The sequence below is a fragment of the Branchiibius cervicis genome (genome assembly GCF_042661605.1).
Classification (GTDB): domain Bacteria; phylum Actinomycetota; class Actinomycetes; order Actinomycetales; family Dermatophilaceae; genus Branchiibius; species Branchiibius cervicis.
In genome coordinates this window covers 1,225,133-1,251,620 of sequence record NZ_JBHSWJ010000002.1, presented here as the reverse complement: position 1 = coordinate 1,251,620, position 26,488 = coordinate 1,225,133, and the positions used below count along the sequence as shown (strand labels likewise).

Here is a 26,488-nt window from a genome sequence, read left to right as displayed (position 1 = left end):
CAACGACCCCCGCCGCGGGCGCGGTCGGGGGTCGTTGGAGAGTGTCGCAGCGATCAGCTGAAGGAGTCACCGCAGGCGCAGGAGCTGCCCGCGTTGGGGTTGTCGATGGTGAAGCCCTGCTTCTCGATGGTGTCGGCGAAGTCGATGGTCGCACCATCCAGATAGGGCGCGCTCATCCGGTCGACGACGACTTCGACGCCGTCGAAGTCGCGGACCAGGTCCCCGTCGAGGGTGCGCTCATCGAAGTACAGCTGGTAGATCAGGCCGGAGCAGCCGCCGGGCTGCACGCCGACGCGCAAGCGCAGATCGTCGCGGCCTTCCTGCTCGAGCAGGCTCTTGACCTTCGCGGCAGCCACGTCGGTCAGCAGGACAGCGTGGGTCTCGGACTGGGTCTCGATCCCGGTGTCGGTCGATGAGGTCATTGGTGAATCCTTCGTCCGTCTGATGGATATCCGTATGGATCTGGTCGTGCCGTGCTCGGCGTCAACTCGGTCAACACGAGGCGCCCGCCGAATCTTCCCGTTGTTTCACGATAACCCTTCGACCCCCCTGCGGCTCTCATCCTCCGGGGGTGCTGTGGGTGGGTGTCCAGGTGCCCGCCACCCGACGGGCCAGGTGCTCAGCCGCCGCCACGAGCTGTGCAGGTGCGGCAGGAAGCGGTGTGCGCGGGGTCTGCACCACGCCGTACCCGCCGGAGAAGCCGAGGCTCATCAGTTCGCGCCGCCCCACGTCGACCCGGCCGGCGAGAATCAGCGCCGGCCGGGCTGCCGATAGCGCCCGCGCGCCGACCTGCGACACGACGCTGTCGGTGAGTTGCCGCCAATCGAAGACAAGGGTGCCGGTCACGACCAGGTCGCCGGCCGCGAGCGCGTCGGCCAGTCCGGTGGCCTCGGCCACCACCTCGGCGGCGGGGCGTAGTTCGGCGCCCAGGGAGGCCAGGGCGAATCCCGCTCCCCCGCCGGCCCCGGATCCCGCAGCGCGATCGTGGCGGTGCGGCTTACCGGTCAACAGATCGGCTCGGCCCGGCAGCACCTGCGCCAGTTCCCGGGCCCACCGGCTCATCCGGGACTCGGCCTCCTGCGCCGCGTAAGGGTCCAGCCCGAGGGTGTCCTGCGCGGCTGCGGCCGCTCCGGTCAGGCCCAGTAGCGGGATGGAGGTGTCGTAGGCGGCAATCAATCGCACGTCCCGGCTGCGCAGCAGATCCCGGGCCGCCACGGCATTGCCCGCCCCCGGCGGCTCGTGCGGGTCGGCCCCGGCCAGCGCGGCGATCAGCCCTGACCCACCGTCCAGAGTCCCGCTGTCGGCCAACCCGATCACCACCCGTCGAGCGCCCGCGGCGATGAGTTTGCCGATCGCGTGCCCGGTTCCGTAGGAGCTGCCGGGTTTTCCGGGCGGCGTACCCGAATCCATCGCCAGGTACGCCGTGGGCAGACCCTCATCCTCGACTTGAGCGTAAGGGACGAGGACCGGAGACCCCGTCGACCCGGGCACCTCGAGCACCCCCGTCGTCACCGCCGGATCAGCGCCCGCCACTGCATCGACCAGCCCGGCATCGCCGTTGGATTGCGGACAGACGCGAACGTCGACGGACGGGTTCCGCGCCCGCCAACCGCGCGCCATGGCCTCGGCGATCTGCGGGGAGGAGACCGGACCCCAGCGGTCCGGGGCTATGACGACCCGGGCAGTCACGACCGGCCGGGATACACCAGCAAACCGTCCGGTCCGGAGAACGGGTTGTCCGCCGCAGCGACGCGTTCGCCGGGTGCGATCGGACCGGGTGCACTTCCGTTCCCGAACGGGCTGCCGCCCAATGCCTCCCGGCCGTGCGGCGCGGCCCAGTTGGCCAGATCCGGACCGCCCGGCACGACTCCGGTCGGGTTGATGTCGCGGTGCACGCGGTAGTAGTGCTGTTTGATGTGGGTGAAATTCACGGTGTCGCCGAAGCCCGGTGTCCAGAACAGGTCGCGGGCGTAGGCCCACAGCACGTCCATCTCGGACAGTTTGCTGCGGTTGGCCTTGAAGTGCCCGTGGTAGACGGGGTCGAAACGCACCAACGTGGTGAAAAGACGGATGTCGGCCACCGTGATGTGCTCCCCCATCAGGTAGCGCCGGGTTCGCAAATGATCAGTCAACCAGTCCAGTGCGGTGAAGAGGCGCTGGTAGGCATCGTCGTACGCCTCCTGCGTTCCGGCGAACCCGCATCGGTACACGCCGTTATTGACCTCGGTATAGATCCGCCGCATCAACGGGTCCATGTCATGACGTAGTGCCTCGGGATACAGATCCGGCGCACCGGTCCGCTGGAAGTCCCGCCACTGGGTGATCAGATCAAGCTCCATCGGGGCGAAGTCGTTGGTGACGACCTTGCCGCTGGATACCTCGACGATCGCGGGGACCGTGATGCCGCGCGGATAGCCCGGTTCGCGTTTTTCGTACGCGTCCTTGATCCGCGGGATCTTCAGCACCGGATCGAGGCCGCCCGGGTCCAGGTCGAAGGTCCAGCTGTCCGCGTCATGGGTAGGCCCGCAGACGCCCATCGAGATAGCGTCCTCCAGCCCGAGTAACCGGCGAGTAATGACCAGACGGCTGGCCCACGGACACGCACGGCTCACCACCAAGCGGTACCGGCCCGGTTCGACCGGCCACTGGCCGGAACCGTCGGCGGTGATGCGGTCGTTGATGTAACGGGTGTCGCGTTCGTACGACTTCTCCACGTAACTGCCCTGCGCCATCAGTCCTCAGCCTTTCCGTCGGCGCCCAATTGCTCCAGCAACAACGCCTCCGCGAGGCATACCCGCTCGAACTCCCCCAGGTGCAGGCTCTCGTTCGCGCCGTGGGCCCGGGTGTCCGGGTCCTCGACACCGGTGACGAGGATGGCCGCTTGCGGGAAGCGCTCGGCGAACGCGGCGACGAACGGGATCGATCCGCCGACGCCGATGTCGACGGGGTCGGTGCCGTCCCAGGCCTGGCTGAAAGCAGCTCGCGTCGCGTCGTAGACCGGGCCTTTGGTGTCCGCGCTGAAACCGGGACCGACGTCATCCAGGTCGATTTCGATCTGAGCGCCCCACACGTCCTGCGCGAGGACGAAGTCGCGCAGTGCCTCCCAGGCGGCCTGCGGGTCCTGGCTGGGGGCGATCCGCATCGACAGTTTGGCCCGGGCCGAAGCGACCAGCGTGTTGGACGCGGTCGCGACACTCGGTGCGTCGATCCCGATCACGGTCATCGTGGGCTTACCCCACAGCCGCTGCAGGATCGATCCGGTGCCGATCAACCGGGTACCCGGCAGAGCGCCGGATTCGGCACGCAGCCGCTGCTCGTCGTACGCCAATTCGGTCACCTCATCGGTGACCAGGCCGGGTACGGCGACGTCCCCCTTTTCGTCGTGCAGCCGGGTCAGCAGCTGGGCCAGCGCGGTCAGGGCATCGGGCACCGGTCCACCGAACATCCCCGAATGCACGCTGTGCGACAGGGTGCGGACGGTGACCACGGCCCGCACCAGGCCGCGCAGGGTGGTCGTCAGCGCCGGGATGCCGATCTGCCAGTTCTGCGAGTCGGCGAGCACGATCGCGTCGGCCGCGAGCGCGTCACCGTGCTTGTCGAGGATGGTCGGCAACGACTCCGAACCGGCCTCTTCCTCTCCCTCGACGAAGATGTTCACCCCGACCGGCAGGTGGTCTGCGTGCGCACGCAGCGCGGCGATGTGTGCCATAACCCCCGCCTTGTCGTCGGCGGCACCTCGTCCGTAGAGCCGTCCGTCGCGTTCAACCGGTTCGAACGGCTTACTGTCCCAATCTGACTCATCGCCAGGTGGTTGTACGTCGTGGTGCGCGTAGAGCGTGACCGTGGGAGCGCCGGCGGGTCCGGCTTTGCGGGCGAGGACGGCGGGTGCGCCGCCCTCCCGGACGATCTGCACCTCGAGCCCTTCCGCGCGCAGGAGCGCGGCGACGGCTTCTGCACTCTGGTCGACGTGACTCTGGTCGAAGGAACCGAGGGACACGCTGGGGATGCGCGTCAGCGCTTCGAGGTCACGGCGGACCCCGGGCATCTCGTCCTGAATCCGTCGGGCGAGTTCTGCCCGACGCGGGGCACTGATGGGGCTGCTAGGAGACGTCACCTTGTTCAGCCTACGGGTGTGGGAAAATAGCGCCGTGTTCGGTCGTAGCAAAGACAGTGCTGTTGAAACCCCGGAGCCCGCGCCGGAGGTGAGCGAGGTCTTGGCGACCGGTGAAACGGCCAAGAAGGGCCGGCCGACGCCGAAGCGCAAGGAGGCCGAGGCGGCATTGCGCCGGCCCTTGGTTCCGGAGGACCGCAAGTCGGCCAAGAAGGACGCCCGCAGTCAGGCTCGTGAGGAGCGGGCCCGGATTCGCGCGGCGCAGCTGGCCGGTGACGAAAGTGCTCTGCCACCCAAGGACCGCGGGCCGGTCAAGAGCTACATCCGCGACATCGTCGACTCCCGGCTCAACGTCGGCGAGCTGATCCTGCCGTTGATGCTGGTGGTGCTGGTGCTGACCTTCCTGCCGATCCGCGCTCTGCAGTTCGGTGGGCTGCTGATCGTCTGGTTGATCCTGGTGGCCGGCGTCATCGACTCGGCCCTGTTGTGGCGCCGGGTCAAGCGCAAGGTCACCGACCGGTTCGGTGCGCCGCCGCCCAAGGGCAGTGCGTTCTACACCGTCATGCGCTCGTTCCAGATGCGGATGTCCCGCATTCCACGCCCGAAGGTCAAGCGCGGCGCCGCGATCGATTGACCGGCGAGGTCAACTGCCGTCGGTCAGACCCATCGGGCCGTACACCTTGGCCCCGTCGAGGTACAACGTCACGCTGTTGACCCCCTGTGCGCGCAACTCCTGCCACGTCTCGCCCAACCACGACTCAGCGTCACTTTGGGTCGGGTAGCTGGTGCGCGGCAACGTCGGATCGGTCACCGGGGCACCGGCCGCGTCTTCATAGGTCCAGGTCCACGATTCGCTCACGGAAACAAACCTAGCCGCGGCAAGCGCGCGAACTCGAACATCCGCTGGCTCAAGGCGGTTGCCAGTGGGTAGGTTCGATGCCAAGGGGTACCCAACTGGTTACCCGCGGGAGAGCCGTACGGTTCCGAACGACAGGACATCCCATGAGTGACCTCGATGAAATTCTTTCGCAACTTCCGATCGATCAGATCGCCAGCTCGCTCGGCACCGATCCCGACCAGATCCGCGACGCGGCCAGCAAAGCAATTCCGGCTCTCGTCGGCGGTATGCAGGCCAACGCCGCAGACGGCGGTGAGGAATCGTTGGCCAACGCTCTTCAACAGCACGCGGGCAACGCCCCGGAGAGTCTCGATGACGTCGACGTCGCAGACGGCAGCAAGATCGTGAACAACGTCTTCGGCGACAACTCCGACCAGGTCATCCAAAAGCTGGGCGGAACCACCGCCGGTGGCGGCGATCTGTTGAAGAAGCTGCTGCCCATTCTGGCGCCGATGGTCATGGCCTTCCTGGCCGGCAAGGTCTTCTCCGGCAGCCACACGCCCGCACCGGCCACCACGAACACCGGCGCCGCGACCGGCGGCGACGGTTCCGGGCCGGTCGACGTGCCGGGGAACCTCGGAGGCAGCGGCGAAGCATCGACCACGACTGCAGACGCCGGCAGCGGCGGGCTCGGGGACATCCTGGGCAGCGTTCTGGGCGGCGGCAGCACTGCCGGCGGCGCCTCGAGCTCCGGCGGCGGCCTCGGCGACATCCTGGGCAGCATCCTGGGCGGCGGCAGCACCGCCGGCGGCGCCTCGAGCTCCGGCGGCGGCCTGGGCGACATCCTGGGCGGCCTGCTCGGCGGCGGCAAGAAGTAACGCCACGACGTACCGGCGCGGGCGGTGCGCTCAGGCGTGGGCTGCCACGGCCGCCGCCACGGCGGGAGCAACCCGCTCGTCGAACGGCGACGGCACGATCTGCTCGGGGGTGGGGTTCTCCACCAAACCAGCGATCGCCTGCGCTGCAGCGATTTTCATCCACTCGGTGATGGCCGGGGCACCGGAGTCGAGGGCACCGCGGAAGATCCCGGGGAAGGCGAGCACGTTGTTGATCTGGTTCGGGTAATCCGACCGGCCGGTGGCCACCACACTGGCGTATTTGTGCGCGATGTCCGGATGCACCTCGGGGTCGGGGTTGGCCAGCGCGAAGATGATCGGCTTGGGTGCCATGGCCGCGATGTACTCCTCGTGCACGGTGCCGCCGGACACCCCGATGTAGACGTTCGCATCGCGTAGCGCATCGCCCAGGGTGCCGCGCACACCGCGTGGGTTGGTCGACATCGCCAGCCGCGGCTTGTGGTCCTTCAGGTCGGTCCGGTAGGGCTCGACGACCCCCGGGTGTCACACACGACGACATCGGGGATGCCCGAACGGCGCAGGATGTCGGTGATCGCCACGCCCGCTGCGCCGGCGCCACCGACCACGACCCGCAGCTTTTTCAGCTCCTGGCCGGTCACCTTGGCTGCGTTGATCAGCGCGGCCAGCGCCACGACGGCGGTGCCGTGCTGATCATCGTGGAAGACCGGGATGTTGAGCCGCTCCTGCAGCTTGCGCTCGATCTCGAAGCAGCGCGGCGCCGAGATGTCCTCCAGGTTGATGCCGCCGTACGTCGGGGCGATCCGGGCGATCGCATCGACCAGTTCCTCGACGGTGCCGCTGTTCATACAGACGGGGACGGCGTCGACGTCGGCGAAGTGTTTGAACAGCACCGCCTTGCCCTCCATGACCGGCATCGCTGCCTCCGGACCGATGTTGCCCAGGCCGAGCACCGCCGTGCCGTCGCTGACCACGGCCACGGTGTTGCTGCGGCTGGTGTAGCGCATCGACAACGTCGCGTCGGCCGCGATCGCCCGGCAGACCTGGGCCACCCCGGGGGTGTAGATGACCGAAAGATCGGCGCTGTCGCGCAGTTGCGTGCGCGCGACGACGCCGAGTTTGCCGCCTTCGTGGGCCACGAAGACCGGGTCGGCCGGGTCGAAATCGAAGGCGGACGCGGGGTCAGCAGGCACCGAAGCCATGACGGGGTAGACCTTCCAACAGAGGGAACTAAACGCAGCGTGGTTCGAGGGTAGGGCCCGGATGGGATCGACTGGGCAGCTACGAGGAAGACAGAGGTGCGGGTGGCCTCCGAGGGCCATACTCAACCACAGCTACCGCTCGGAGGGCACGGCGGGACCGCGATCCGGTCCGGTCTCGAAAGTGACCGACGGCCGGAAGTTGGCCTTGCGAGCCGCCCGGCGCAGCGCAGCCAGCACGGGCACACCGGTCAGCAGGATCAGGGTCACGGTCGTGATGGCCCGGCCCAGGTCCCAGCCGAACGAGGTTGCGAGGTTGAACGCGACGAACCGGGTGAGGTTGTCGGCCAGCGGTGCGCCGGCGACGAAACTGACCGAGGTGTCGCCCCCGGTCGCGAACGGCCAGAACCACATGTTCAGCGCCCACCCGTAGAACAAACTCGACACCACGCCGTACGCCGAGAGCAACGCCAGCTCCAGCCACCCGCGGCACCGCGGCAGCAGGGCGGCCCCCAGGCCGACCCAGCCGGCTCCGAGCATCTGGAAGGGCAGCCACGGGCCGACCCCGGCGGTCAGCAACGCGGAGGCGAACATGCTCGTGGCCCCCAACACGAAGCCGAAGCCCGCACCGAACACCCGACCGGCGAGGATCAGCAGGAAGAACATCACCTCGATGCCCGCCGTACCCGCGCCCAGCGGGCGGATCGCGGCGTCCAGGGCGCTGAGTACGCCGAGCATCGCAATCGCTTTGGCATCGATACCGCCTTCGGAGACCTCCGCGAGGACCACCGCAAGCAGCAACGGCAGGAGCAGCCCGAAAAGGAACGGCGCGTCCCGGGCATGCTGCGCCAGCGCCGAGCCGGGGGCGACGAACAACGGCCACAGGAAGCCGAACGCGCCGACGGCACTGACCAACCCGATCGCAGCCAGGGAGCGTGGCTTGAGTGAGATCGCGGCGGTCATCGCGCATCCTGCACGATGGGCGCGACCTGGTCGAGTGTGAGGACCGGCACCGGCGCCATGATCTTGGCGATCTGCGGCGCGTAGGCCGCCGACGCGAGTACGACCTGCGGGGTGGAACCGTCGGCGATCACCTCACCCTGCGCCATCAGCACCACGCGGTCGGTCGCCGCAGCGACGAACTCCACGTCGTGGCTGGCGATCAGCACGGCCGCGCCCTCGTCGGCGAGCCGCCGGACCGTGCACCGCAGCGCCGCCTTCGCGTCGTAGTCCAGACCTCGGGTGGGTTCATCCAGGAGTACGACAAGTGGCCGGGCCGCGAGTTGAATGGCCAGAACCAGCGAAAGTCGTTGTCCCTCGGACAGATCCCGCGGGTGACGGTCATCGGGAACGCCGGGGGCGAACTGGTCGAGCAATCCGCGCGCAGTGCCATCGGGAGCACCGGCCGTGCTGTCGGCAGCGTGTAGCTCGGCGCCGACGCTGGCCAGGTAGAGCAGGTCCGAGGCGGTCTGCGGGACCAGGCCGATCAGTTCGCGGCGCTCTCCCGCCGACATCGCCCGCGGATCCTCGCCGCCGACCCGCACCGTGCCGTGATCCATCGGACCGCTACCCTGCAACGCCCACAGCAGCGAGGACTTGCCTGATCCGTTGCGGCCCATCAACGCCGTGACGGATCCGGGGAACAACTGCAGGTCTACGCCGCGGACCGCCGGAACGCGACCATGGGTCACTCCGACGCTCAGGGCGATCAGCGACGCGACAGGGCCCGCGGGGCTGGGCCGGCGCGCTGCGACATCCGCGGCGGCCTCCCGCAACTGCGCGGCCCGCCGTCGTGCATCGCGCACGGACAGCGGCAGCGGGGACCACTTCGCGAGCCGGCCGAGTTCGACCAACGGCGGTGCCACATCCGAAACCGCCATGATCGCAGCGGGTTCGCCGATCCGCACCCGACCGTCCGTGCCGACGTGAATGACCCGATCGGCGTACGGGATGACCCGCTCGATGCGGTGCTCGGCGACGACGACGGTCACGGCCAGGTCGTGCACGAGGCGGGTGATCGTGGCCAGCACGTCCTCGGCGGCGTTCGGGTCAAGGGCCGAGGTCGGTTCGTCCAGCAGCAGCACCTGAGGTTGCATCGTCAGGGCTGCACCGATGGCCACCCGTTGTTGTTGGCCGCCGGACAGGTCCGACAGGGGCCGGTCGCGCAACTCCGCGATGCCCAGCACGTCCAGGGTCTCCTCGACCCGTTTGCGCATCACGTCGGGAGCCAGCCCGCGCTGCTCCATCCCGTAGGCCAGCTCCTCCTCGACCGTGTCGGTGATGAAGCTGGCCGCCGGATCCTGACCGACGTAGCCGATGACATCGGCCAGGTCGCGTGGGCGGTGATCGGCGGTGCTGCGGTCGGCCACCGTGATGGTGCCGGCGACGGTGCCGCCGGTGAAGTGCGGCATCAAGCCGTTGATCGCGGTCAGCAAGGTGGACTTGCCCGAGCCCGTACGCCCCACGATCAGAACCAGCTCGGCCGTTTCGACGGCCAGGTTGACGTCAACGAGCGTCGGGGCGTCCGCGCCTTCGTAGGTCAGACTCACCCGATCGAACTGCACAATCTCATTCACGTCGTCACCACCTCACGTCGGGCCGCCATGGGGTCCGGGGTGAAGATCCCCGGCAGCGCCGCGATCAAGAACCCGATCAGCGCCAACAACGGCACCGCGGGCACGCCGAGCGGCTCGGTCGGCATGCTCGCCGCCTCCGGGTGCAGGCTCAGCGCGGCGTACACCAGACCCACGGTCCACAGTCCGCACTCCAGGGTCAACGCTTCAGGCACCCCCACGGGTCGGGCCGGTAGATCGTCACCGGGCTACGACGTCCTGCCAGCGCGATTCCGGCCACGCCAAGGGCCAGGCCGGCGATCAGCAGGCCGAGACTGAGACGAAGGGGAATGTCACCCTGGTCCAACAGACCGAACAGGCCCACGCACACCCCGATCAGGCCGAAGAACGTGACGCCTCCGGTGACCAGCCGGCTGGACCGGGACTGCTCACGCAATGCACCGTAACCGCGCGAATCCATGGCTGCCGCAAGGGCTAACGATCGTTCCAGCGTTTCCTCCATCAGGGGCAGCCCGATCCGCCGGATGCGATGGATGCCGCCTCGCAGATCACCGCGCAACTGTTGGGCACGCGTGACCCGCCCGACTCCGAGCACCAACGTGGGCACCACGCTGACGGCGACGACAACCGCCGTGCCGACGTCCCGGAGCGCTGACGGCAGCAGCCGCAGCAGCCGGCGCGGATTGGCCAGGGCGTTCGCCGCACCGAAGCACAGGAACATGGCCGCCAGCCGCAAACCCTCGCAGGCGGCGACGACCAGCCCCTCGAGACTGATGGGGCCCAGCAACTGGATCCCGGCGGCCCAGCTGGGCATGTCGACGGTCGGCAGGCGCAGCAGGACCGTGTCACCGGTCTTGGCACCGACCAGCACGTAGAGCACGACACGGGTCACGATGACGAACGCGCCCAGGTAGAAGTACCACCGGAAGGCGCGGGCCCACGGCGCGTCGGTCCGGCGGGACAACACCACGAAAACCACCGCGGCCATGGCGATGGCCAGCAGCAACGGGTTGGTGACCTGGCTGACTGCCGCGGCCACGCAGATTGCCCACACCCACCACGCACCAGGATGCAGGGCACGCGAGACGGAGACCGCGTGGAAGGACCGCGCCACCCGATCAGCCGCGACGACGGCGCGCCGCCAGCAGCCCGGCTCCGCCCAGACCCGCGACCGCGACGACACCGGCTCCGACGGCCACGGCCGTGTTGCCCGACCCGGCAGCAGAGTCGGCGGGCTGCCCGGCGGCCACCGCGTCACCGTTGCCAGCCGGCCCGGAGCTGCTTGCTCCGGCGGACGCGGCGGCACTGCTGGTACCCGTGCTGCTCGCGGCGCTGCGCGATGCCGCAGCGGAACTCGTGGCCGACGCTGCCGTGGTGGCTGATCCGGAAGTCGCCGACATGGAACCGGGACTGCTCGTTGCCCCGGCGCTCGGCGCACCCGACGGGACTGAACCCGGCTGCGCTGCGGAGGAGTCCGGGGCTGGCGCAGGTCCAGCCGGAGCCTTGGCCGACGTCGACGGCATCGTGGTCGACGTCGGCTTGGGTGGCGTCGGCTTGGGCGTCGACGGCTTGGGCGCAGGTGTCGAGCTCGTCGGCTTCGGTGTCGGCTTGGACGTGCTGCCGCCGGAGGAGATGGCCGGCGGTTTGATAGCCGGTTGAGCACCGGCCCCGAAACTGAAGCCGACTGCGGTACCGGGCTGTGGACGGTAGCTCGCGACGCCGAGACTGCCGTACCGCCACGATCCACCTGCGGGCCCCACCCAGAACGACCAGTACGCCTTGCTCGACGGTGTCGACTGACACGACCCGGATGGAGCGCCGTTCAGCTGGCACAGAAAACCAGGCTGCGTGACGACCGTCGTGGGTCCGAACCCGGTCGCTGCCAGCGCTGCCCATGCCGACGACGGGGTTCCGGCGGCGCACTTCGTCGTCACTCCGGTACGGCCGTCCACTCCGTTCCAGGAGACGACCACCGTCACGCCGCTGCTCGTCGTGCACCCTGTCGCAGCGGCCGCCGGCGACAGCGTTCCGGCCCCGCCGGCCGCGAGGACGGCGAGCGGGGCCAGTACGAGGGCAGCCGAGCGCGAGAACCGGGTCACCGGTTAGTGCTTCCCGCGGCGACGGGAGACGCGGCGCAGCCCCGCGGCGCCGGTCGCCAGGGCGCCGCCGGCGACAACGGCTCCCACGAGGAGGCCACCGCCCGAACTGTCTTGCGGTCCGTCGGTGATGACCGGTGGGCCGGTCACCGTCGAGGTCGCGGTGGCGGTCGGGGTAACCGTGCCGGTCGGGGTCGCGGTGCCGGTCGGGGTCGCTATGCAGGCGTCGGCCGGAGTAGCCGCGGCCGACCCGGATGCGCTCACCGTGACGTAGCTGGAGCCGACGAGGCCCACGATCCCCTGCGCCGTGGCCGTGTCGTCCGACTGGTCGGGCGCAGCCTTGCTACCCAACTTCTTCTTGTCGGCCAGGCTCTGCGCATTCGCCGCCAGGCCGCCGCGTAGGGCGGCCGGGAAACCGCAGTCGTACTGCAGCGTCTTCAGGTAGGAGCGGGCCTTGGTCGCTCGCACTGTGTCCCCGGCCGCGGTGAACGCCATCGCTGCCAAGCCGGTCGAGTTGGCGACACCCACGGTTCCGACCGCGCCGGCGGAGTTCTGCTGACCGGCCAGATACGTCACGGCCTTGCTCAGCGCATCGCGCTGGCCGCCAACGGCCACCAGCGCCTGGATCACGAAACCGGTCGCGTCGGGGTCACTCACGCACGTTGTGTCGTCCAAGGTGAAGTCGAACCCGCCGTTGCTGCACTGTTGCTTCAGCAGGTAGGAGACGGCGCTCGGCGACACCGTCTGACCAACCCGCTGCAGGCTCAACAAGGCAAGGGACTGACTGATGCTGCTGGAGTAGTCCTGTGCATCCTTCACGCTGGGATCCAGCTTGTCCTGGAACCGCCCCGATGCCGCCAATCGGTCCTGTAGTTGATCGATCAGGTCGACGCCCCCGAAGGTGCGCGGGTTCTGTTCCTCCACGACCGCCAGCAACAGGGCCTTGGCGGTCGCCCCAGCGGAAATGGCCGGACCGCTTCCGGTGTAGGCCGTCACGTTCTTGGCAAACCAGGCGGTGGACTTCGCCGCCTGCGCTTTGCTGGTTCCGGAGGCGGCCAGGCCCATGATGGCGTCGGCCGTGCCGCCGGTGTTGGCATACCGCGGGCCGCCCATGAAGGAGTCGTAGAGCAGGTGATCGTCGCCGGCGGCCAGTTGCTGGGACAGATAGCGGGCGGCAGACGCGCCCGGATCGGTGATCGTCGCGGCCGATGCGGGGGTGCTGATCGCGACGCTGGCGGCGATGACTCCCGCCGGAATCGTAAGAAAGACCGCGCGACGCGCGGCAGTGCTGGATTGCATGAGGCCTTCCTGAAGGTCCTCTGCACGACCTGATCCTGGGCGGAAAGCCTGGAACTCGGCCCGCAGATCTCGACGGGTGTGAGTTACTGCGCGATGGCTGGTATCCCGGCTCGTGATCGTGACGATCACCTACGGTTGCGGACCAGCGCCGGATTCTGACCGGCTTCCCCTTCCACCGTGCCTGCCCCGATCGTCGACCTGGGCAGGTGGCCAGGGTATCGCAACCGTCCGGCCGATCCGGCCCGCGGCCTGCTTGCGCGCTACTCTCGTCACCGTGACCACGACCCTCGTCCTCGCCGGGGTGCACACCCCTGTGAGCCGGTACGCCGAGTCACTGCTCACCGGCGACGGCACCCGGGTGCTGCGCCCGTTGGCAGACGAGGCAGATCCGGCTCTTTCCGACACGATCAGCACCGTCACGGAACCCGCTTTCGCCTCGCCGCCCGAGGGCTGGGTGACCGAAGAATCGAACGACCTGGTGCGCTCGATCCTCTACGCCCGCGGCGCCGTTCTGGTCGACAACCTGGCCGCGTGGGTGGCCGGAAAGATCACCGCGGCGAATGCCTGGGACGCTCCCGAGAAAGCCAACGCCGCCGTCACCGACGCCACGCTCGAACTCGCCGCTCTGCTGTCGGCTCTGCCGTACGACGCGGTGGTCATCAGCCGCGAGCTGGGTCTGATGGTCGCTGCCGGTGCACCGGTCGACCGCACGCTGCAAGACGCCCTGGGCCTGGCGAACACGGTCCTGTCCAACCACCTGAGTCGGGCCGTCCTGCTGATGGGCGGCCGGGCGGTCGACCTTTCCGCGTTCCCGGCACTGCCCTACTGACCTCGCGTCGTCGTCCTCCGTCCTATCCCCGGCGGACCCGGCGGCGGTCGTCGGGCAGCCGCACCGTGGCGCCGGTCGCGTCCAGGTGGGCCAGCAGCGCCAGGACGACGCGCCGGCTCGTTCCGAGCGCCTGCCGGGCCGTGCTCACCGTGAACGGCTGGTCGAGGTCGGCCAAAAGGTCCACGGCGCGCCGGTCGGCACCCGGCAGGAGCACGATGCCGTCGGCGACGCGCAACAGCAGACCGTCGCGGTGCAACCGGCCGATCCGCGACCGGTCAAGGCCCAGCTCGGCCAAGCGCTGCGCCGTCGGTGCCGCGAACGGTGCCGATGCCAACTCCTCCTGCAACTCCTGCACCGCCGGATCCATCTCGACGCGGCGGGCCGTGCCCACCCGGCCCGCCGCCACCGGTAGCCACCCCTCGGCGAGCGCCGCCACGATGACAGGGTCGGGCAGATCGAGCGCCTGCGCTGCCTCCGGGATCGCCAACTGCCCCCGGCCGCGTCGACCGCCGTCCGCAGCCGGTCACGTAGTTCGCTTGCCCGATCGGCTCCGATCAGCCAATCCCCGACCGCCACCGCACCGTCCGGTACCGGGTCCACGGGGGCGCCGATCCGGGCCAGGTCCGATCGGCGTACGACGCCCCGGCGACGCAGCTCGGCCGCCGGGGTCGCGCCGTACTCCCCCAAGGACGTCGCCCGCTCGGCGGCCGAGCCCCGACGCTCCAGCGCCGGCGGGAGCGGGTCGAGGACCTCGAGGCCCCACAGGCGCCGGCTGCCGGGGTCTCGCAGTACCCCGCGGTCCGCTACCCGCAGCGGAAGCGCCGCATCGAGCCGCAGCCGGTAGAAACCGCCTCCCAACCGCCGGGTCCGCACTCCCACCGCAGCCGAACCCAGATGCAGCATCGGCCGCTCGGGAACCCGCTCCGGGCCGATCAGTCGAACGTCGGCCTCCCGGGTCGGCAGGAACGCACCCAGCGTCGTCAGCGCAGTCCCCCGGGTCAGCGAATCCGGCACCGGCGCAGCCAGATTCAGGGCTACCCGGGCAACGCCGGTCGCACTCGGACACGGTCGGCCCAGCGATTCCACGCCGCGCACCCGCACCTGCTGCGAACCGGCCGCGAGTTGCTCCCCTGCCCGGATCGTGCCGGCCGGCAGGGTGCCGGTGACCACGGTTCCTGCCCCCTTGATGTGGAACCGGCGGTCGACCCACAACCGCACGTCCGCCGACGGGTCAGGACCGGGTACGCCGCCCAGCACCCCACCGAGAACCTCGCGGAGCCGGTCCAGGCCGGCACCGGTGTGTCCGCTGGCCACGACGGCCGGCATGTGCGCCAGCCCGGTACCCGCCAGGGCTTCTCGCGCTTGCCCGAGGGCCGGTGCGGGATCGGCCAGGTCGGCCCTGGTGATGACCAGCAGGCCGTGCCGGACGCCGAGAGCCTCCAGCACAGCGAGGTGTTCGCCGGTCTGCGGCATCCAGCCGTCGTCGGCGGCCACCACCAACATCGCGACCGGGACCGGGCCCAGTCCGGCCAGCGCGGTGGCGATGAACCGCTCGTGCCCGGGAACGTCGACGAAAGCGACCTGGCCGACCGGTGGCAGATCGGTCCAGGCGTACCCCAGCTCGATGGTCAGCCCGCGCCGACGCTCCTCGGTCAACCGGTCGGGGTCGGTACCGGTCAGCGCCCGCACGAGCGTGGACTTGCCGTGATCGACGTGACCGGCGGTGGCGACGACCTGCATCAGCCGGCCGCCACGACCCGCACCACCGCCTGCGCCAGCGCCTCGTCGTCCGCCTCGGGCACCGTGAGCAGGTCCAGCTCCAGACGGTCGTCATGTACTCGCCCGACGACCGGTGGCTCACCCAGCCGCAGCGCCCGGGCGTACTGCGGCGGCACCGTGAGCGTCCAACTGGGCAACGGCACCCCCGGTGCGCCTCCCCCGCCGACCCTGCCGGCCGACTTCCGGACGTCGACGTCGCAACCCGGGACCTGCTCGCGCAACCGGGCCGCCAGGGTTTCGGCCCGCTGCCTGAGCTCTTCCGGGCGCCGGGCCAACGCTTGCGCGACCGGGGTGGGCGGACCGCACAGCGTGGCTTCCAGCGCCGCCAGCGTCAGCTTGTCCACCCGCACCGCGCGCGCCATGGGGTGCCGGCGCAACCGGTGCACGAGAGCGGCATCACCCAGCAGGAGCCCGCACTGCGGCCCGCCGAGCAGTTTGTCCCCGGAGGCGGTGACCAGGTCCGCGCCCGCGCGCAGGGTGCTGGCCGCGTCCGGCTCCTCGGGCAGGCGGGGATGCGGTGCGAGCAGGCCGGAACCGATGTCCATGACGACCGGCACCCCGAGCCCGGTGAGGGCGGAGACCGCCACGCTAGAGGTGAAGCCCTCCACGCGGAAGTTGGACGGGTGCACCTTCAGCACGAATCCGGTCCGGTCGTTGACCGCGCTCGCATAGTCCTCCCGCCGGACCCGGTTGGTGGTCCCGACCTCGCGCAGCCGGACGCCGACGGACTCCAACAACTCCGGGATCCGGAACCCGTCGCCGATCTCGACCATCTCGCCGCGCGCGACCACGATCTCACCGTCCGCGGCCAGTGCCCGCGCCGCCAGGACCAGGGCCGCAGCACCGTTGTTGACCACGTGCACGTCGCCCGCCTCCGGTACGGCCGCGCGCAGCGCATCCATCGCCGCGCGTCCACGCGGTCCCCGGCGGGCCGACTCGAGGTCCATCTCGACGTCCGTCGCCCCCGCCGCCACCGCGACCGCTTCGCGCGCGGCGTGCGACAGCGGCGCCCGGCCCAGATTGGTATGCACGATCACTCCGGTCGCGTTGATGACCCGGCGCATCGACGTACCACTGGCCGGCAGGGCGTCCAGTGCCGCGTCCACGACCGACTCAGGGGCGAGTTCGCCACGCCGGCAACGGTCTTGCGCCGCGACGATCGACGCCTTGACCCGGTCCCGGCCGAGCCGGTCGATGGACCGCGCCAGCCGGGGATCGGCCAGCAACGCATCCGTCCGGGGCACCCGGCGGCGAGGGTCCTGCACGGGTCCTCCTGCGGTGACGGGACGAAGTGGCGGAGGCGGACGGGAATCGAACCCGCCTGGCCGGGATACCCGGCCACAACGGTTTTGAAGACCGCGCCCGTCACCAGACGAGGAACGCCTCCGCCGGAAGCCTAACGGGCGAGAACCTCCGAACGGGGTACGGCGTGAACTAGCGTGAGTTCCGACACCGCGAGAAGGAGTTCCGATGGTTGGCACACCGCTGGAATGGCCGGTGCTGCGGCAGTTGCGCAGCGGCGACCGGCTGGGTCGCGGCGCGGCAGTCCAGTCCGCGCGCAGCCGGGATCTGATCGCCCGCACCGAGCAGGCCGACGCCGTCGTCCCGTCCGTGTGCCCGTTCTGCGCGGTGGGCTGCGGGCAGCGGGTCTTCGTCTCGGACGGCAAGGTGACGCAGATCGAGGGTGACCCGGCGAGCCCCATCTCGCGAGGCCGCCTGTGTCCCAAGGGAAGTGCGAGCAAGCAGTTGGTCACCTCGGCCAGCCGCGTCACGAAGGTGCGGTACCGCCGACCGGGCGGCTCGCAATGGGAGGATCTCGATCTCGACACCGCGATGGACATGATCGCCGACCGGGTCATCGCCACCCGCCGGCAGATGTGGCAGTGGCAGGACGAGCAGGGCAAGCGGACCCGGCGCACGCTGGGTATCGCCAGCCTCGGAGGAGCGACCCTCGACAACGAGGAGAACTACCTCATGAAGAAGCTCTACACGGCGCTGGGCGCGATCCAGATCGAGAACCAAGCCCGCATTTGACACTCCTCCACCGTTCCCGGTCTGGGAGCGAGCTTCGGCCGGGGAGGAGCCACATCCTTCCAGCAGGACCTGGCCAACGCCGACTGCATCCTGATCGAGGGCTCCAACATGGCCGAGTGTCACCCGGTGGGTTTCCAGTGGGTGATGGAGGCCAAGAAGCGGGGCGCGATGATCATCCACGTCGACCCGCGATTCACCCGTACTTCTGCGGTCGCTGACCTGCACGTGCCGCTGCGCGCCGGCACCGATGTGATGTTCCTCGGCGCCCTGGTGAACTACGTCCTGCAGAACGAACTGGACTTCCGCGAGTACGTCGTGAACTTCACCAACGCTGCGTCGATCGTCAGCGAGGATTTCGTCGACACCGAGGATCTGGACGGCCTGTTCTCCGGCTGGGATGAGGAGAAGCGGCACTACGACCCCAGCACCTGGCAGTACGAAGGAGCGACCGAGTCCGCGGCCGCCGGTCAGCGCGACCCCGGTCAGCCGGCGGGACCCGACGAATCGAGCGACGCCGAGCAGTCGCACGAGGCCGGTCAGTCCGAGACAGCGGGTTCCGGCGGGCCGTCGGTAGGTGCCAAGCCGGAACGCGACGAGACCCTGCAACACCCGCGCTGCGTCTACCAGATCCTCAAGCGGCACTTCGCCCGCTACACCCCCGAGCTGGTGGAGCAGGTCTGCGGGGTGCCGCCGGAGCAGTTCGAGCAGGTGGCGCGCGCCCTCACCGACAACTCCGGGCGCGAACGCACCAGCGCCTTCTGTTATGCCGTCGGCTGGACGCACCACTCCACCGGTGTGCAGAACATCCGCACCGCATCCATCCTGCAGCTGCTGCTGGGCAACATCGGCCGGCCCGGCGGCGGGATCATGGCGTTGCGCGGCCACGCGAGCATCCAGGGCTCGACCGACATCCCGACGCTCTACAACCTGCTGCCCGGGTACATCCCGATGCCGCATGCGCAGCAGCACGAGGACCTCGACTCGTTCGTCGCGGAGGACGCCGGGAAGACCGGGTACTGGGGCAACATGCGCGATTACGCGGTCAGTCTGCTCAAAGCGTGGTGGGGTGAATCGGCCACTGCTGACAACGATTTCCGGTTCGACTACCTCCCCAGACTGACGGGTCACCACGGCACGTACGACACCGTGGTCAACCAGATCGAGGGGCGCTGCAAGGGTTACTTCGTGATCGGCGAGAACCCGGCGATCGGCTCCGCCAACGGCAAGATGCAGCGCCTGGGTCTGGCCAACCTGGATTGGCTGGTCGTGCGGGACATGGCGATGATCGAGACGGCGACCTTCTGGAAGGACGGCCCCGAGATCGACACCGGGGAGTTGGTCACCGCCGAGATCGGCACCGAGGTCTTCTTCCTGCCGGCTGCCTCCCACGTGGAGAAGAAGGGCACCTTCACCAACACCCAGCGCCTGCTGCAGTGGCGCCACCAGGCGGTGCAACCGCCGGGCGATGCCCGCAGCGACCTGCAGTTCTACTACGAGCTGGGGCAGCGCATCCGGGCCAAGCTGGCCGGATCGACCGACGAGATGGACGCGCCGCTGCTGGACCTCACGTGGGACTACCCGACCGAGGGTCCGTTGCAGGAGCCGGATGCCGAGGCCGTCCTGGCCGAGATCAACGGCTACGACACCTCCGGCGACCACCCAAGCCCGGTGTCGTCGTACACCCAGCTCAAGAGCGACGGGTCGACGTCCTGTGGCTGCTGGATCTACGCCGGGGTCTACGCGGACGGGGTCAACCAGGCGGCCCGTCGCAAGCCGCGCTGGGAGCAGGACGAGGTGGCGCTGGAATGGGGTTGGGCCTGGCCGGCCAATCGCCGCATCCTCTACAACCGGGCGGCGGCCGACCCGCAGGGGCAACCCTGGAGCGAGCGCAAGAAGTACGTCTGGTGGGACGAGCAGGCGGGCACGTGGACGGGCGCGGACGTGCCCGACTTCGTCGCCGATCGTCCGCCGGACTACGTCCCGCCCGAGGGCGCCACCGGCCCGGACGCGATCGGCGGCGGCGATCCGTTCATCATGCAGACCGACGGCAAGGCCTGGCTCTATGCACCCGTGGGACTGGCCGATGGCCCGCTGCCGGCGTTCTACGAGCCGCCCGAGTCACCGGTGAGCAACGCCGTGTACCGCCAGCAGAGCAACCCGGCCCTGGAACCGATCACAACCGGTTCCAACCCGATGAACCCGTCGCTGACGCACGTGTTCCCGTACGTGTTCACCAGCTATCGGTTGACCGAGCATCACACCGCGGGCGGGATGAGCCGGACCCTGCCCTACCTGTCGGAGTTGCAACCGGAGATGTTCTGTGAGGTCTCACCCCGCCTGGCCGCGCAGCGCGGCCTGGAGCACGGCGGGTGGGCCACCATCGTCACCTCCCGCTCGGCGATCGAGGCCCGCGTCGTGGTCACCGAGCGACTGCGCTCGTTGCGCCTTGGCGATCAGTTCGTCGAACAGGTCGGCTTGCCCTACCACTGGGGTGGCAACGGTCTGGTCACCGGCGACGCGGCCAACGACCTGGTGGGCGTGGCCCTCGACCCGAACGTGCATATCCAGGACAAGGTCGGCACCTGCGACATCCGGGCCGGTCGTCGACCCCGTGGTGCCGCGCTACTGGATTTCGTCCAGCAATACCGTGACCGTGCCGCCGATTCGCAGGAGTAGCCGTGAACCATTCGCTGTCCGGACCCCTCGACGACCCGGCGGGTGACGCGGGGTACGACGGGCATCCGCCGCGCAAGGGCTTCTTCACCGATACCTCGATCTGCATCGGGTGCAAGGCGTGTGAGGTGGCGTGCAAGGAGTGGAACGCCGTCCCCGAGGACGGGCTGGCGATGACCGGCATGTCCTACGACAACACCGTGGCACTCGGCGCATCGACCTGGCGGCACGTGGCGTTCGTCGAGCAGACCGAGCCCCCATCGCCGCCTGCAGTGGATCTCGGAATGCCGGTCGTGGGTCCGCCTGAGCCGCAAGGCGATCCGGGCGAAGTGCGCTGGTTGATGTCCTCGGACGTGTGTAAGCACTGCACGCACGCCGCCTGTCTTGACGTGTGCCCGACCGGCGCGCTCTTTCGCACCGAGTTCGGCACCGTGGTGGTTCAGCCGGATGTGTGCAACGGGTGCGGGTACTGCGTTCCGGCGTGCCCCTACGGCGTGATCGACATCCGCCCGGGCGACGGGCGAGCATTCAAATGCACGCTGTGCTACGACCGGCTCAAGGCCGACCGGACGCCGGCCTGCGCCCAGGCCTGCCCCACCCAGTCCATCCAGTTCGGCGATCTGTCCGAACTGCGCGAACGGGCGGCAACGCGGGTGGCGGACCTGCACGCCGAGGGAGTCACGCAGGCGCGTCTGTACGGCGCCGATCCCACCGACGGGGTGGGCGGAGATGGGGCGTTCTTCCTGCTGCTGGACGAACCTGAGGTTTACGGCCTGCCGCCGGACCCGGTCGTGACAACGCGCGATCTGGGCTCCATCTGGCGGCACGTGGGTGCCGCGGCGGCCACCCTGGTCGGCGTCGGCGTCGCCTCCTTCGTGGGGCGCCGATGAAGGAACAAGCAATGGTCCCGGGAGCCGAATTCGACTCCTACTACGGCCGCCCCATCATCAAGCAACCCACGTGGAAGACACCCGACGTACCGCTCTACCTGTTCGTCGGCGGGCTCGCCGGTGCCTCCGCCGTCCTGGCCGAAGGGGCGGCGCTGACCGGGCGCCCTGCCCTCGCCCGAGTCGCGCGGCTGGCGGCCGCCTCGGGCGCCGGGGTGGGCACCATCGCGCTGATCCACGACCTGGGCCGGCCGGAGCGCTTCCTGAACATGTTGCGGGTCTTCAAGCCCACCTCGCCGCTATCGGTGGGCTCGTTCATCCTCGCGCCGTTCGCGACGCTGTCCTCGGCCGCTGCAGCCTGCCAGGTGACGGGATGGCTGCCGGGTGTCGAACGCCTGAGCGGCGTGGGCGCAGCGGTCTTCGGTCCCGCGCTGGCTACCTACACCGGCGCCCTGATCTGCAACACGGCAGTACCGGCGTGGCACGAGGCCTACCGCGAGATGCCCTTCATCTTCGGCGGCTCGGGGGCAACCGCGGCCGGTGGCCTGGCGATGGTCTTCACCCCGGTCGCGCAGGCCGCACCGGCCCGACGCATGTTGATCGCCGGAGCTGCCGTGGAGATCGCCGCCGCCGAGAGCCTGGTCCGCCGGCTCGGCATGGTGGCCGAGCCCTACCAACAGGGGCGACCCGGGTTCTTCATGAAGACGGCGCGGGCCACCACCGCTGTCGCTGCCGGTGCCACGTTGTTGCTGGGGCGTCGTTCCCGGGTCGCCTCGGCGATCGCCGGCGGCGCATGCGTGGCGGCGTCACTGCTGACCCGGTTCGGCATCTTCGAAGCGGGCATGGCCTCGGCGAACGACCCCAAGTACACCGTGGTGCCGCAACGCGAACGGGTGCGCGCACGGCAAGCGGCCCAGGCCGCCGTCGCACAATAAGCCGGTGACCACTACCGACCCTTCACGATTGACCCAGTACGCCGCCGGCGGCGGTTGCGCCTGCAAGGTCCCGCCCGGAGAACTCGAGCGGGTGCTCGGCGCCCTCGTCCCGCCGGCCGGAGACGATCTCCTGGTGGGGGTCGAGCATGGTGACGACGCTGCGGTGGTGCGGCTGGACGACCGGCGGGCGCTGGTGGTGACGACCGACTTCTTCACCCCGGTGGTCGACGATCCGTACGACTGGGGCCGGATCGCGGCGGCGAACGCGCTGTCGGATGTCTACGCGATGGGCGGCGAACCGCTGGCAGCGGTCAACCTGCTGGCCTGGCCGCGCGACAAGATCCCCTTCGACCTGGCTGCCGATGTGCTGCGCGGTGGCGCCGACGTGGCGCGGGAGGCGGGCTGCTACCTGGCCGGCGGGCACAGCATCGACGACCCCGAACCCAAGTACGGTCTGGCCGTGACCGGTATCGCCGACCCGGAACGCCTGTTGCGCAACGATTCCGGCGCTGCCGGTTTGCCGCTGACGCTCACCAAGCCGCTCGGACTCGGTGTCCTCAACAACCGGCACAAAGCCACGGGCGAGGTGTTCCCGGAGGCGATCGAAGTGATGACGACGCTGAACCGGGACGCTTCCCGGGCGGCGCTCGACGCCGGCGCGGTGTGCGCGACCGACGTCACCGGTTTCGGCCTGCTGGGTCACCTGTTCAAACTGTGCCGGGCCAGCGGGGTTTCGGCGGTGATCGAGTCGGACGCCGTGCCCTATCTCGACCCGGTCCGCTCGTCGTACGCCGCCGGCTTCGTCCCCGGGGGCAGCCGGCGCAACCTGGACTGGGTGCGCCCGCACCTTGACTCGCAGGTGGACGAGGACGAGCTGGTGCTGCTGGCCGATGCCCAGACCTCGGGCGGGCTGCTGGTGGCCGGCGAGCTGCCCGGCTACCCGGTGATCGGCCAGCTCGTCCCGGCCGGATCGGCGACGGTCAGCGTGCGCTGAGCGGCGTGGGTGCAGTCCGCGGCTGGACGACTCAACTGATGTGGGTCTGCACGAACGGCGGCTTCACGACCTTCGCCGGCAACGACCTTCCGCGTACGTCGATGCTCACCTCATCGCCCTCGGCCACCCCGCGGTCGAGCAGGGCCAGGGCGATCCCCTGCTTCAGCGTCGGCGACATCGTGCCCGAGGTGACCTCGCCGATCTGCTGGCCGTCGGCGCCCAGCACCGCACAGTGCGCTCGCGGGATACCCCGCCCGGTCGCCAGCAGCCCCCAGGTCAGCCGGTAGTCCTTACGGGCCTTCTGCGCCTCGAGCGCTTCCTTGCCCCAGAAGGCGTCCTTCTTCCAGCCCACGGCCCAGCCGGCGCGCGCCATGTTCGGAGTGATGTCCATCGACAAGTCGTTGCCGTGCAGCGGGTAGCCCATCTCGGTGCGCAACGTGTCCCGGGCGCCGAGCCCGCAGGGAAGCCCGTCGAACGGTGCCATCGCCTCGACGAGCGCATCCCACAGCGCGGGGGTGTCGTCCCAGCGCGGCACCAGCTCGAAGCCCTTCTCCCCGTGTAACCCGACCGCAACACGATGACCTCGCGCCCATCCCATTCGGCACGGGCGAAGGACATGTAGTCCAGGTCGGTCGGCAGCCCGAGCGCGGCAACCACCTCGGCGCTCTTTGGTCCCTGGACCGCGATGATGCCGTAGTCGGTGTGCAGGTTGGTGATCGAAATACCCTCCGGCGCAGCAGCTTTCAGCCGAGAGACCACTTCTGCGGTATTGGCGGCGTTGGGCACCAGGAAGATGTCGTCCTCGGCCTCGAAGTACTGGATCAGGTCGTCCACCACACCGCCACTCGCGTCGTCGCAGCACATCGTGTACTGCGCCTTGGGCGGCGCGACCTTCCGCAGGTCGTTGGTGAAGCACTCGTTCACGAAGTCGGCGGCGCCCTGTCCTGCGACCCGGGCCTTGCCCAGGTGACTGACGTCGAACAGACCGACCCTCTCGCGGACCGCCTGGTGCTCACGCAGGACGCCGCCACCGGGGTACTCGATGGGCATCTCCCACCCGCCGAAGTCGGCCATCTTGGCGCCCAGAGCGACGTGGCGGTCATGCAGGGGAGAAGTCGCGAGAGTCATGCCCGAACGGTATCGAAGCCCGCGGCGTATCTTTACCGGGAGTGCCGCAAACCCGCGCGGCGACCCGAAGCAACCGACGACGCGAAGGAATCGCTTCATGACCTCGATCAGCCTGTCCGATCGCATCCCCGCCCGACCGGCCGTCGCGACCCTGGCAGTCCTGTCCCACAAGCAGGACACGGGTGCGCGCGTCATTCCCGTCGAATGGCTCTCCGCGGATGCCGTGACGTACGTCGATGAGTACCTCAGTGCCGTCGGCGCCTCCGGCGCTGCCGACGAGGTCATCAAGGTCACCGGCGTCCCCGGCACCGACGCCCTCGTGCTGGTGGTCGGTAGCGGACTGAGCTCTGCTCCCGGGGACGAGGACGCCGAATCAGTGCGTCGCGCGGCGGGTTCCGCCTCGCGCGCGCTGGCCGGTACGTCGAACGCTGCCCTGCTCTTCCCGACCGCCACGCCCGCGTTGCTGGCTGCCACCACCGAAGGCGCACTGTTCGGCGCTTACTCGTTCACGACGTACAAGAGCAAGGACGCCAAGGCGCCTGTCGGACGGCTCACGGTGGTCACCGCGGACGCCAAGAGTGCTGCTGCGCGCAAGGTGTTGGCACGGGCCACGGCAGTGGCCGAGCAGGTGAGCTGGGCACGGGATCTGGTCAACACTCCCCCGCTGGACCTCTACCCGGCCTCGTTCGCCGCGGAGGCACGCAAGCACTTCACCGGGACCAAGGTCGCCGTCCGGGTGGCCGACGAGAAGGCGCTGGAGCGGCAGCAGTGCGGTGGCCTGATCGGGGTCGGTCGGGGTTCGGCCCGCCCGCCGCGTCTGGTCACGTTGACCTACAAACCGGCCCGCGCCAAGGCGAGCATCGTCCTGGTCGGGAAGGGGATCACGTTCGACTCCGGCGGTCTGTGCTTGAAGCCGGCCGACGGGATGCTGACGATGAAGAGTGACATGGCCGGTGCGGCCGCGGTCGCCGCCGCGACGGGCGCGATCGCCGCGCTCGGGCTTCCGATCGCCGTGACCACCTACCTGTGTCTCGCCGAGAACATGACCGGCGCCGATGCGCAGCGTCCGAGCGACGTGGTCACGATGCCGAACGGCAAGACCGTCGAAATCATCAACACCGACGCCGAAGGGCGCCTGGTCATGGCCGACGGTCTCGCCATCGGATCTACCGTGAAGCCGGACCTGATGCTGGACGTGGCCACCCTCACCGGTGCGGCGATGGTGGCACTCGGCGGCCGCACCACGGCGGTCATCGGCAACACCGAGGAAATCGTCGACCAGGTCATCGAAGCCGCCAAGACCACCGGCGAGGACATGTGGCCGATGCCGTTGCTGCAGGAGCTGCGGCCGTCGCTGGACTCCCAGATCGCCGACGTCAAGCACACCGGCGAGCGCTGGGGCGGGGCGATCACCGCTGCATTGTTCCTGCAGGAATTCGTCGGCGAGGTGAGCGGTACCCAGATCCCCTGGGCGCACCTGGACATCGCCGGGCCGTCGTTCAACGACAAGTCGCCCTACGGCTACACCCCGGCCGGCGGCACCGGCCACGGCGTACGCACCGTGGTGGCGCTCGCGGAATCACTGGCCCGCTGAGCGGAGGCGCGAAGGCCGGCGAGGTCGAACGCCTCGCCGGCCCGGTGCGCCCGCACCAACGCAACACTCTCGCGCCAGGAGATCTCGATCGCGCCGTACTGCACGGCGTGCTCCCGCCGCGGTTCGGGCAGGTCGAAATGCTCGCCGGGCTCACCGCGGCGTTGCAGCCACCGTTGATCGATGCCCAACCGCTCGGCGAACTGCAGCAACTCCTCGCTGCTGTCCGCGACCAGATGGCACCAGCGTGAGCGGAACCGACGATCGGCGCTGCCCACGGTGGCATCGATGAAGGCGTCGTCGATGTAGACGCTCACCGCGTCGCCGTTCCTTGCACCCCGCGGACGCTGCGGTCAGCCGCCGGACTTCCGGCGGAACATCTGCTGCGCACCGCTGGTCTCTGCGCGGTGCGACCCGTGCACCTTGCTGTCCGAGCCGCCCGCGCTGACGTCACGGCCGCCGTGCGCGTGCTTGCGGTCCAGGGCTTCGCGAAACTTGCGCTTCGCCTCGTCTGCCGGAGACTGCGCAGACTGGTCCGCGTCCTGTGGGGCTTGATCGTCATCGTGCGCGTGAGGGGTCTTTGCCACCTCGATCACCTCCCGGTGGATGGATGCCTTCGGGCCACTCTCGCATGCTCCCTCATGGCC

The 26,488-nt window shown here is 69.6% G+C and carries 29 protein-coding genes, 1 tRNA gene, 1 pseudogene and 1 riboswitch; of the genes and pseudogenes, 10 read left to right on the top strand and 21 right to left on the bottom strand.

Annotated features, from left to right (window positions below):
- Positions 1-53: 53 nt before the first annotated feature.
- The 4 genes from erpA to ACFQBT_RS06630 form a co-directional block, all read right to left on the bottom strand.
- Positions 54-422 carry an iron-sulfur cluster insertion protein ErpA gene (gene erpA, locus ACFQBT_RS06645; RefSeq protein WP_377821349.1) on the bottom strand — a complete coding sequence of 123 codons (369 nt, stop codon included), beginning with the start codon at positions 420-422 and terminating at the stop codon, positions 54-56.
- 136 nt (positions 423-558) lie between these two features.
- Positions 559-1,689 carry a glycerate kinase gene (locus tag ACFQBT_RS06640; protein ID WP_377821347.1) on the bottom strand — a complete coding sequence of 377 codons (1,131 nt, stop codon included), beginning with the start codon at positions 1,687-1,689 and terminating at the stop codon, positions 559-561.
- Entirely contained in the window at positions 1,686-2,732 is a 1,047-nt protein-coding gene (locus ACFQBT_RS06635) for a glutathione S-transferase family protein (RefSeq protein WP_377821345.1), read from the bottom strand. The genes ACFQBT_RS06640 and ACFQBT_RS06635 overlap by 4 nt, the downstream gene beginning before the upstream one ends.
- Entirely contained in the window at positions 2,732-4,045 is a 1,314-nt protein-coding gene (locus ACFQBT_RS06630) for a dipeptidase (RefSeq protein ID WP_377825389.1), read from the bottom strand. Before ACFQBT_RS06630 ends, ACFQBT_RS06635 begins: the two co-directional genes overlap by 1 nt.
- 157 nt (positions 4,046-4,202) lie before the next feature.
- Here ACFQBT_RS06630 and ACFQBT_RS06625 point away from each other — a divergent pair, with 157 nt between their 5' ends.
- Positions 4,203-4,745: a DUF3043 domain-containing protein gene (locus ACFQBT_RS06625; RefSeq protein WP_377821344.1), complete on the top strand. Its 543-nt coding sequence runs from the start codon at positions 4,203-4,205 to the stop codon at positions 4,743-4,745.
- 9 nt (positions 4,746-4,754) lie between these two features.
- Here ACFQBT_RS06625 and ACFQBT_RS06620 read toward each other — a convergent pair whose 3' ends face one another.
- Positions 4,755-4,970: an SGNH/GDSL hydrolase family protein gene (locus ACFQBT_RS06620; protein WP_377821341.1), complete on the bottom strand. Its 216-nt coding sequence runs from the start codon at positions 4,968-4,970 to the stop codon at positions 4,755-4,757.
- Positions 4,971-5,113: 143 nt separating this feature from the next.
- On the opposite strand from ACFQBT_RS06620, the gene ACFQBT_RS06615 reads away from it, so the two are divergent.
- Entirely contained in the window at positions 5,114-5,827 is a 714-nt protein-coding gene (locus ACFQBT_RS06615; RefSeq protein ID WP_377821339.1) for a DUF937 domain-containing protein, read from the top strand.
- Positions 5,828-5,857: 30 nt separating this feature from the next.
- Here ACFQBT_RS06615 and ACFQBT_RS06610 read toward each other — a convergent pair whose 3' ends face one another.
- The 7 genes from ACFQBT_RS06610 to ACFQBT_RS06580 form a co-directional block, all read right to left on the bottom strand.
- The gene (locus ACFQBT_RS06610; protein WP_377821336.1) at positions 5,858-6,289 is read right to left on the bottom strand and encodes a malic enzyme-like NAD(P)-binding protein; all 432 of its coding nucleotides are present in this window, start codon (positions 6,287-6,289) and stop codon (positions 5,858-5,860) included.
- A gap of 23 nt (positions 6,290-6,312) precedes the next feature.
- Positions 6,313-7,026 (bottom strand): NAD(P)-dependent malic enzyme, encoded by a 714-nt coding sequence (locus tag ACFQBT_RS06605; protein WP_377821334.1) that lies wholly within the window; start codon positions 7,024-7,026, stop codon positions 6,313-6,315.
- 132 nt (positions 7,027-7,158) lie between these two features.
- Complete coding sequence (locus ACFQBT_RS06600; protein ID WP_377821333.1) at positions 7,159-7,986, bottom strand: ECF transporter S component; 828 nt, start codon at positions 7,984-7,986, stop codon at positions 7,159-7,161.
- Positions 7,983-9,599: an ABC transporter ATP-binding protein gene (locus ACFQBT_RS06595; RefSeq protein WP_377821329.1), complete on the bottom strand. Its 1,617-nt coding sequence runs from the start codon at positions 9,597-9,599 to the stop codon at positions 7,983-7,985. Before ACFQBT_RS06595 ends, ACFQBT_RS06600 begins: the two co-directional genes overlap by 4 nt.
- Entirely contained in the window at positions 9,596-9,817 is a 222-nt protein-coding gene (locus tag ACFQBT_RS06590; RefSeq protein WP_377821327.1) for a hypothetical protein, read from the bottom strand. The genes ACFQBT_RS06595 and ACFQBT_RS06590 overlap by 4 nt, the downstream gene beginning before the upstream one ends.
- Positions 9,796-10,710: a CbiQ family ECF transporter T component gene (locus ACFQBT_RS06585; protein ID WP_377821326.1), complete on the bottom strand. Its 915-nt coding sequence runs from the start codon at positions 10,708-10,710 to the stop codon at positions 9,796-9,798. Before ACFQBT_RS06585 ends, ACFQBT_RS06590 begins: the two co-directional genes overlap by 22 nt.
- Positions 10,711-10,714: 4 nt before the next feature.
- The gene (locus tag ACFQBT_RS06580; RefSeq protein ID WP_377821324.1) at positions 10,715-10,846 is read right to left on the bottom strand and encodes a hypothetical protein; all 132 of its coding nucleotides are present in this window, start codon (positions 10,844-10,846) and stop codon (positions 10,715-10,717) included.
- A 10-nt stretch (positions 10,847-10,856) separates the two neighbouring features.
- Here ACFQBT_RS06580 and ACFQBT_RS06575 point away from each other — a divergent pair, with 10 nt between their 5' ends.
- The gene (locus ACFQBT_RS06575; protein WP_377821323.1) at positions 10,857-11,255 is read left to right on the top strand and encodes a hypothetical protein; all 399 of its coding nucleotides are present in this window, start codon (positions 10,857-10,859) and stop codon (positions 11,253-11,255) included.
- A 189-nt stretch (positions 11,256-11,444) separates the two neighbouring features.
- Positions 11,445-11,702 carry a hypothetical protein gene (locus tag ACFQBT_RS06570; protein WP_377821321.1) on the top strand — a complete coding sequence of 86 codons (258 nt, stop codon included), beginning with the start codon at positions 11,445-11,447 and terminating at the stop codon, positions 11,700-11,702.
- On the opposite strand, the gene ACFQBT_RS06565 is transcribed toward ACFQBT_RS06570, so the two are convergent.
- Positions 11,699-12,991 carry a prenyltransferase/squalene oxidase repeat-containing protein gene (locus ACFQBT_RS06565; protein ID WP_377821319.1) on the bottom strand — a complete coding sequence of 431 codons (1,293 nt, stop codon included), beginning with the start codon at positions 12,989-12,991 and terminating at the stop codon, positions 11,699-11,701. The two genes, ACFQBT_RS06570 and ACFQBT_RS06565, sit on opposite strands and share 4 nt — an antisense overlap.
- 78 nt (positions 12,992-13,069) lie before the next feature.
- Positions 13,070-13,201: riboswitch (cobalamin riboswitch) on the bottom strand.
- A gap of 64 nt (positions 13,202-13,265) precedes the next feature.
- On the opposite strand from ACFQBT_RS06565, the gene ACFQBT_RS06560 reads away from it, so the two are divergent.
- Positions 13,266-13,820: a bifunctional adenosylcobinamide kinase/adenosylcobinamide-phosphate guanylyltransferase gene (locus ACFQBT_RS06560; protein ID WP_377821317.1), complete on the top strand. Its 555-nt coding sequence runs from the start codon at positions 13,266-13,268 to the stop codon at positions 13,818-13,820.
- Positions 13,821-13,842: 22 nt separating this feature from the next.
- Here ACFQBT_RS06560 and ACFQBT_RS06555 read toward each other — a convergent pair whose 3' ends face one another.
- From ACFQBT_RS06555 to ACFQBT_RS06540, 4 genes are all read right to left on the bottom strand, one after another.
- Complete coding sequence (locus ACFQBT_RS06555; protein ID WP_377821315.1) at positions 13,843-13,968, bottom strand: SelB domain-containing protein; 126 nt, start codon at positions 13,966-13,968, stop codon at positions 13,843-13,845.
- The gene (gene selB / locus ACFQBT_RS06550; RefSeq protein ID WP_377821313.1) at positions 13,965-15,560 is read right to left on the bottom strand and encodes a selenocysteine-specific translation elongation factor; all 1,596 of its coding nucleotides are present in this window, start codon (positions 15,558-15,560) and stop codon (positions 13,965-13,967) included. Before selB ends, ACFQBT_RS06555 begins: the two co-directional genes overlap by 4 nt.
- Positions 15,560-16,864, bottom strand: coding sequence for an L-seryl-tRNA(Sec) selenium transferase (gene selA, locus ACFQBT_RS06545; RefSeq protein WP_377821311.1), 1,305 nt, complete (start codon positions 16,862-16,864; stop codon positions 15,560-15,562). Before selA ends, selB begins: the two co-directional genes overlap by 1 nt.
- 27 nt (positions 16,865-16,891) lie before the next feature.
- Positions 16,892-16,986 (bottom strand) — tRNA-Sec (locus ACFQBT_RS06540).
- An 83-nt stretch (positions 16,987-17,069) separates the two neighbouring features.
- Between ACFQBT_RS06540 and fdh the strand changes: the two genes are divergently transcribed.
- The 4 genes from fdh to selD are packed head-to-tail and all read left to right on the top strand — an operon-like array spanning position 17,070 to position 23,122.
- Positions 17,070-20,309: a formate dehydrogenase gene (gene fdh, locus ACFQBT_RS06535; protein WP_377821309.1), complete on the top strand. Its 3,240-nt coding sequence runs from the start codon at positions 17,070-17,072 to the stop codon at positions 20,307-20,309.
- Positions 20,310-20,311: 2 nt separating this feature from the next.
- The gene (locus tag ACFQBT_RS06530; RefSeq protein ID WP_377821307.1) at positions 20,312-21,196 is read left to right on the top strand and encodes a 4Fe-4S dicluster domain-containing protein; all 885 of its coding nucleotides are present in this window, start codon (positions 20,312-20,314) and stop codon (positions 21,194-21,196) included.
- Between the two features lie 11 nt (positions 21,197-21,207).
- Complete coding sequence (nrfD, locus tag ACFQBT_RS06525; protein WP_377821305.1) at positions 21,208-22,128, top strand: NrfD/PsrC family molybdoenzyme membrane anchor subunit; 921 nt, start codon at positions 21,208-21,210, stop codon at positions 22,126-22,128.
- A 4-nt stretch (positions 22,129-22,132) separates the two neighbouring features.
- Positions 22,133-23,122 (top strand): selenide, water dikinase SelD, encoded by a 990-nt coding sequence (gene selD, locus ACFQBT_RS06520; RefSeq protein ID WP_377821303.1) that lies wholly within the window; start codon positions 22,133-22,135, stop codon positions 23,120-23,122.
- Positions 23,123-23,153: 31 nt separating this feature from the next.
- Here the strand turns inward: selD and ACFQBT_RS19920 are convergent, their stop codons facing one another.
- Both ACFQBT_RS19920 and ACFQBT_RS19915 read right to left on the bottom strand, forming a co-directional pair.
- Positions 23,154-23,495, bottom strand: a complete 342-nt coding sequence (locus tag ACFQBT_RS19920; protein WP_465252297.1) for a glycine cleavage T C-terminal barrel domain-containing protein — start codon at positions 23,493-23,495, stop codon at positions 23,154-23,156.
- A 24-nt stretch (positions 23,496-23,519) separates the two neighbouring features.
- A pseudogene (locus ACFQBT_RS19915) lies at positions 23,520-24,172 on the bottom strand (aminomethyltransferase family protein); the annotation flags it as partial.
- 175 nt (positions 24,173-24,347) lie between these two features.
- Between ACFQBT_RS19915 and ACFQBT_RS06510 the strand changes: the two are divergent.
- Positions 24,348-25,844 (top strand): leucyl aminopeptidase, encoded by a 1,497-nt coding sequence (locus ACFQBT_RS06510; protein ID WP_377821301.1) that lies wholly within the window; start codon positions 24,348-24,350, stop codon positions 25,842-25,844.
- Here the strand turns inward: ACFQBT_RS06510 and ACFQBT_RS06505 are convergent.
- Together ACFQBT_RS06505 and ACFQBT_RS06500 are read right to left on the bottom strand one after the other, a co-directional pair.
- Positions 25,772-26,158: a DUF4031 domain-containing protein gene (locus ACFQBT_RS06505; RefSeq protein ID WP_377821299.1), complete on the bottom strand. Its 387-nt coding sequence runs from the start codon at positions 26,156-26,158 to the stop codon at positions 25,772-25,774. The two genes, ACFQBT_RS06510 and ACFQBT_RS06505, sit on opposite strands and share 73 nt — an antisense overlap.
- 36 nt (positions 26,159-26,194) lie before the next feature.
- Positions 26,195-26,428: a DUF5302 domain-containing protein gene (locus ACFQBT_RS06500; RefSeq protein ID WP_377821297.1), complete on the bottom strand. Its 234-nt coding sequence runs from the start codon at positions 26,426-26,428 to the stop codon at positions 26,195-26,197.
- Positions 26,429-26,488: the final 60 nt, after the last annotated feature.

Bases quoted from the DNA above. Each gene is read 5' to 3' on its own strand.
- erpA (WP_377821349.1), bottom strand. From the start codon at position 422: ATGACCTCATCGACCGACACCGGGATCGAGACCCAGTCCGAGACCCAC.
- ACFQBT_RS06635 (WP_377821345.1), bottom strand. From the start codon at position 2,732: ATGGCGCAGGGCAGTTACGTGGAGAAGTCGTACGAACGCGACACCCGT.
- ACFQBT_RS06630 (WP_377825389.1), bottom strand. From the start codon at position 4,045: ATGCCCGGGGTCCGCCGTGACCTCGAAGCGCTGACGCGCATCCCCAGC.
- ACFQBT_RS06615 (WP_377821339.1), top strand. From the start codon at position 5,114: ATGAGTGACCTCGATGAAATTCTTTCGCAACTTCCGATCGATCAGATC.
- ACFQBT_RS06610 (WP_377821336.1), bottom strand. From the start codon at position 6,289: ATGTCGACCAACCCACGCGGTGTGCGCGGCACCCTGGGCGATGCGCTA.
- ACFQBT_RS06605 (WP_377821334.1), bottom strand. From the start codon at position 7,026: ATGGCTTCGGTGCCTGCTGACCCCGCGTCCGCCTTCGATTTCGACCCG.
- ACFQBT_RS06600 (WP_377821333.1), bottom strand. From the start codon at position 7,986: ATGACCGCCGCGATCTCACTCAAGCCACGCTCCCTGGCTGCGATCGGG.
- ACFQBT_RS06565 (WP_377821319.1), bottom strand. From the start codon at position 12,991: ATGCAATCCAGCACTGCCGCGCGTCGCGCGGTCTTTCTTACGATTCCG.
- selB (WP_377821313.1), bottom strand. From the start codon at position 15,560: ATGCAGGTCGTCGCCACCGCCGGTCACGTCGATCACGGCAAGTCCACG.
- nrfD (WP_377821305.1), top strand. From the start codon at position 21,208: ATGGTCCCGGGAGCCGAATTCGACTCCTACTACGGCCGCCCCATCATC.
- ACFQBT_RS19920 (WP_465252297.1), bottom strand. From the start codon at position 23,495: ATGGCGCGCGCCGGCTGGGCCGTGGGCTGGAAGAAGGACGCCTTCTGG.
- ACFQBT_RS06510 (WP_377821301.1), top strand. From the start codon at position 24,348: ATGACCTCGATCAGCCTGTCCGATCGCATCCCCGCCCGACCGGCCGTC.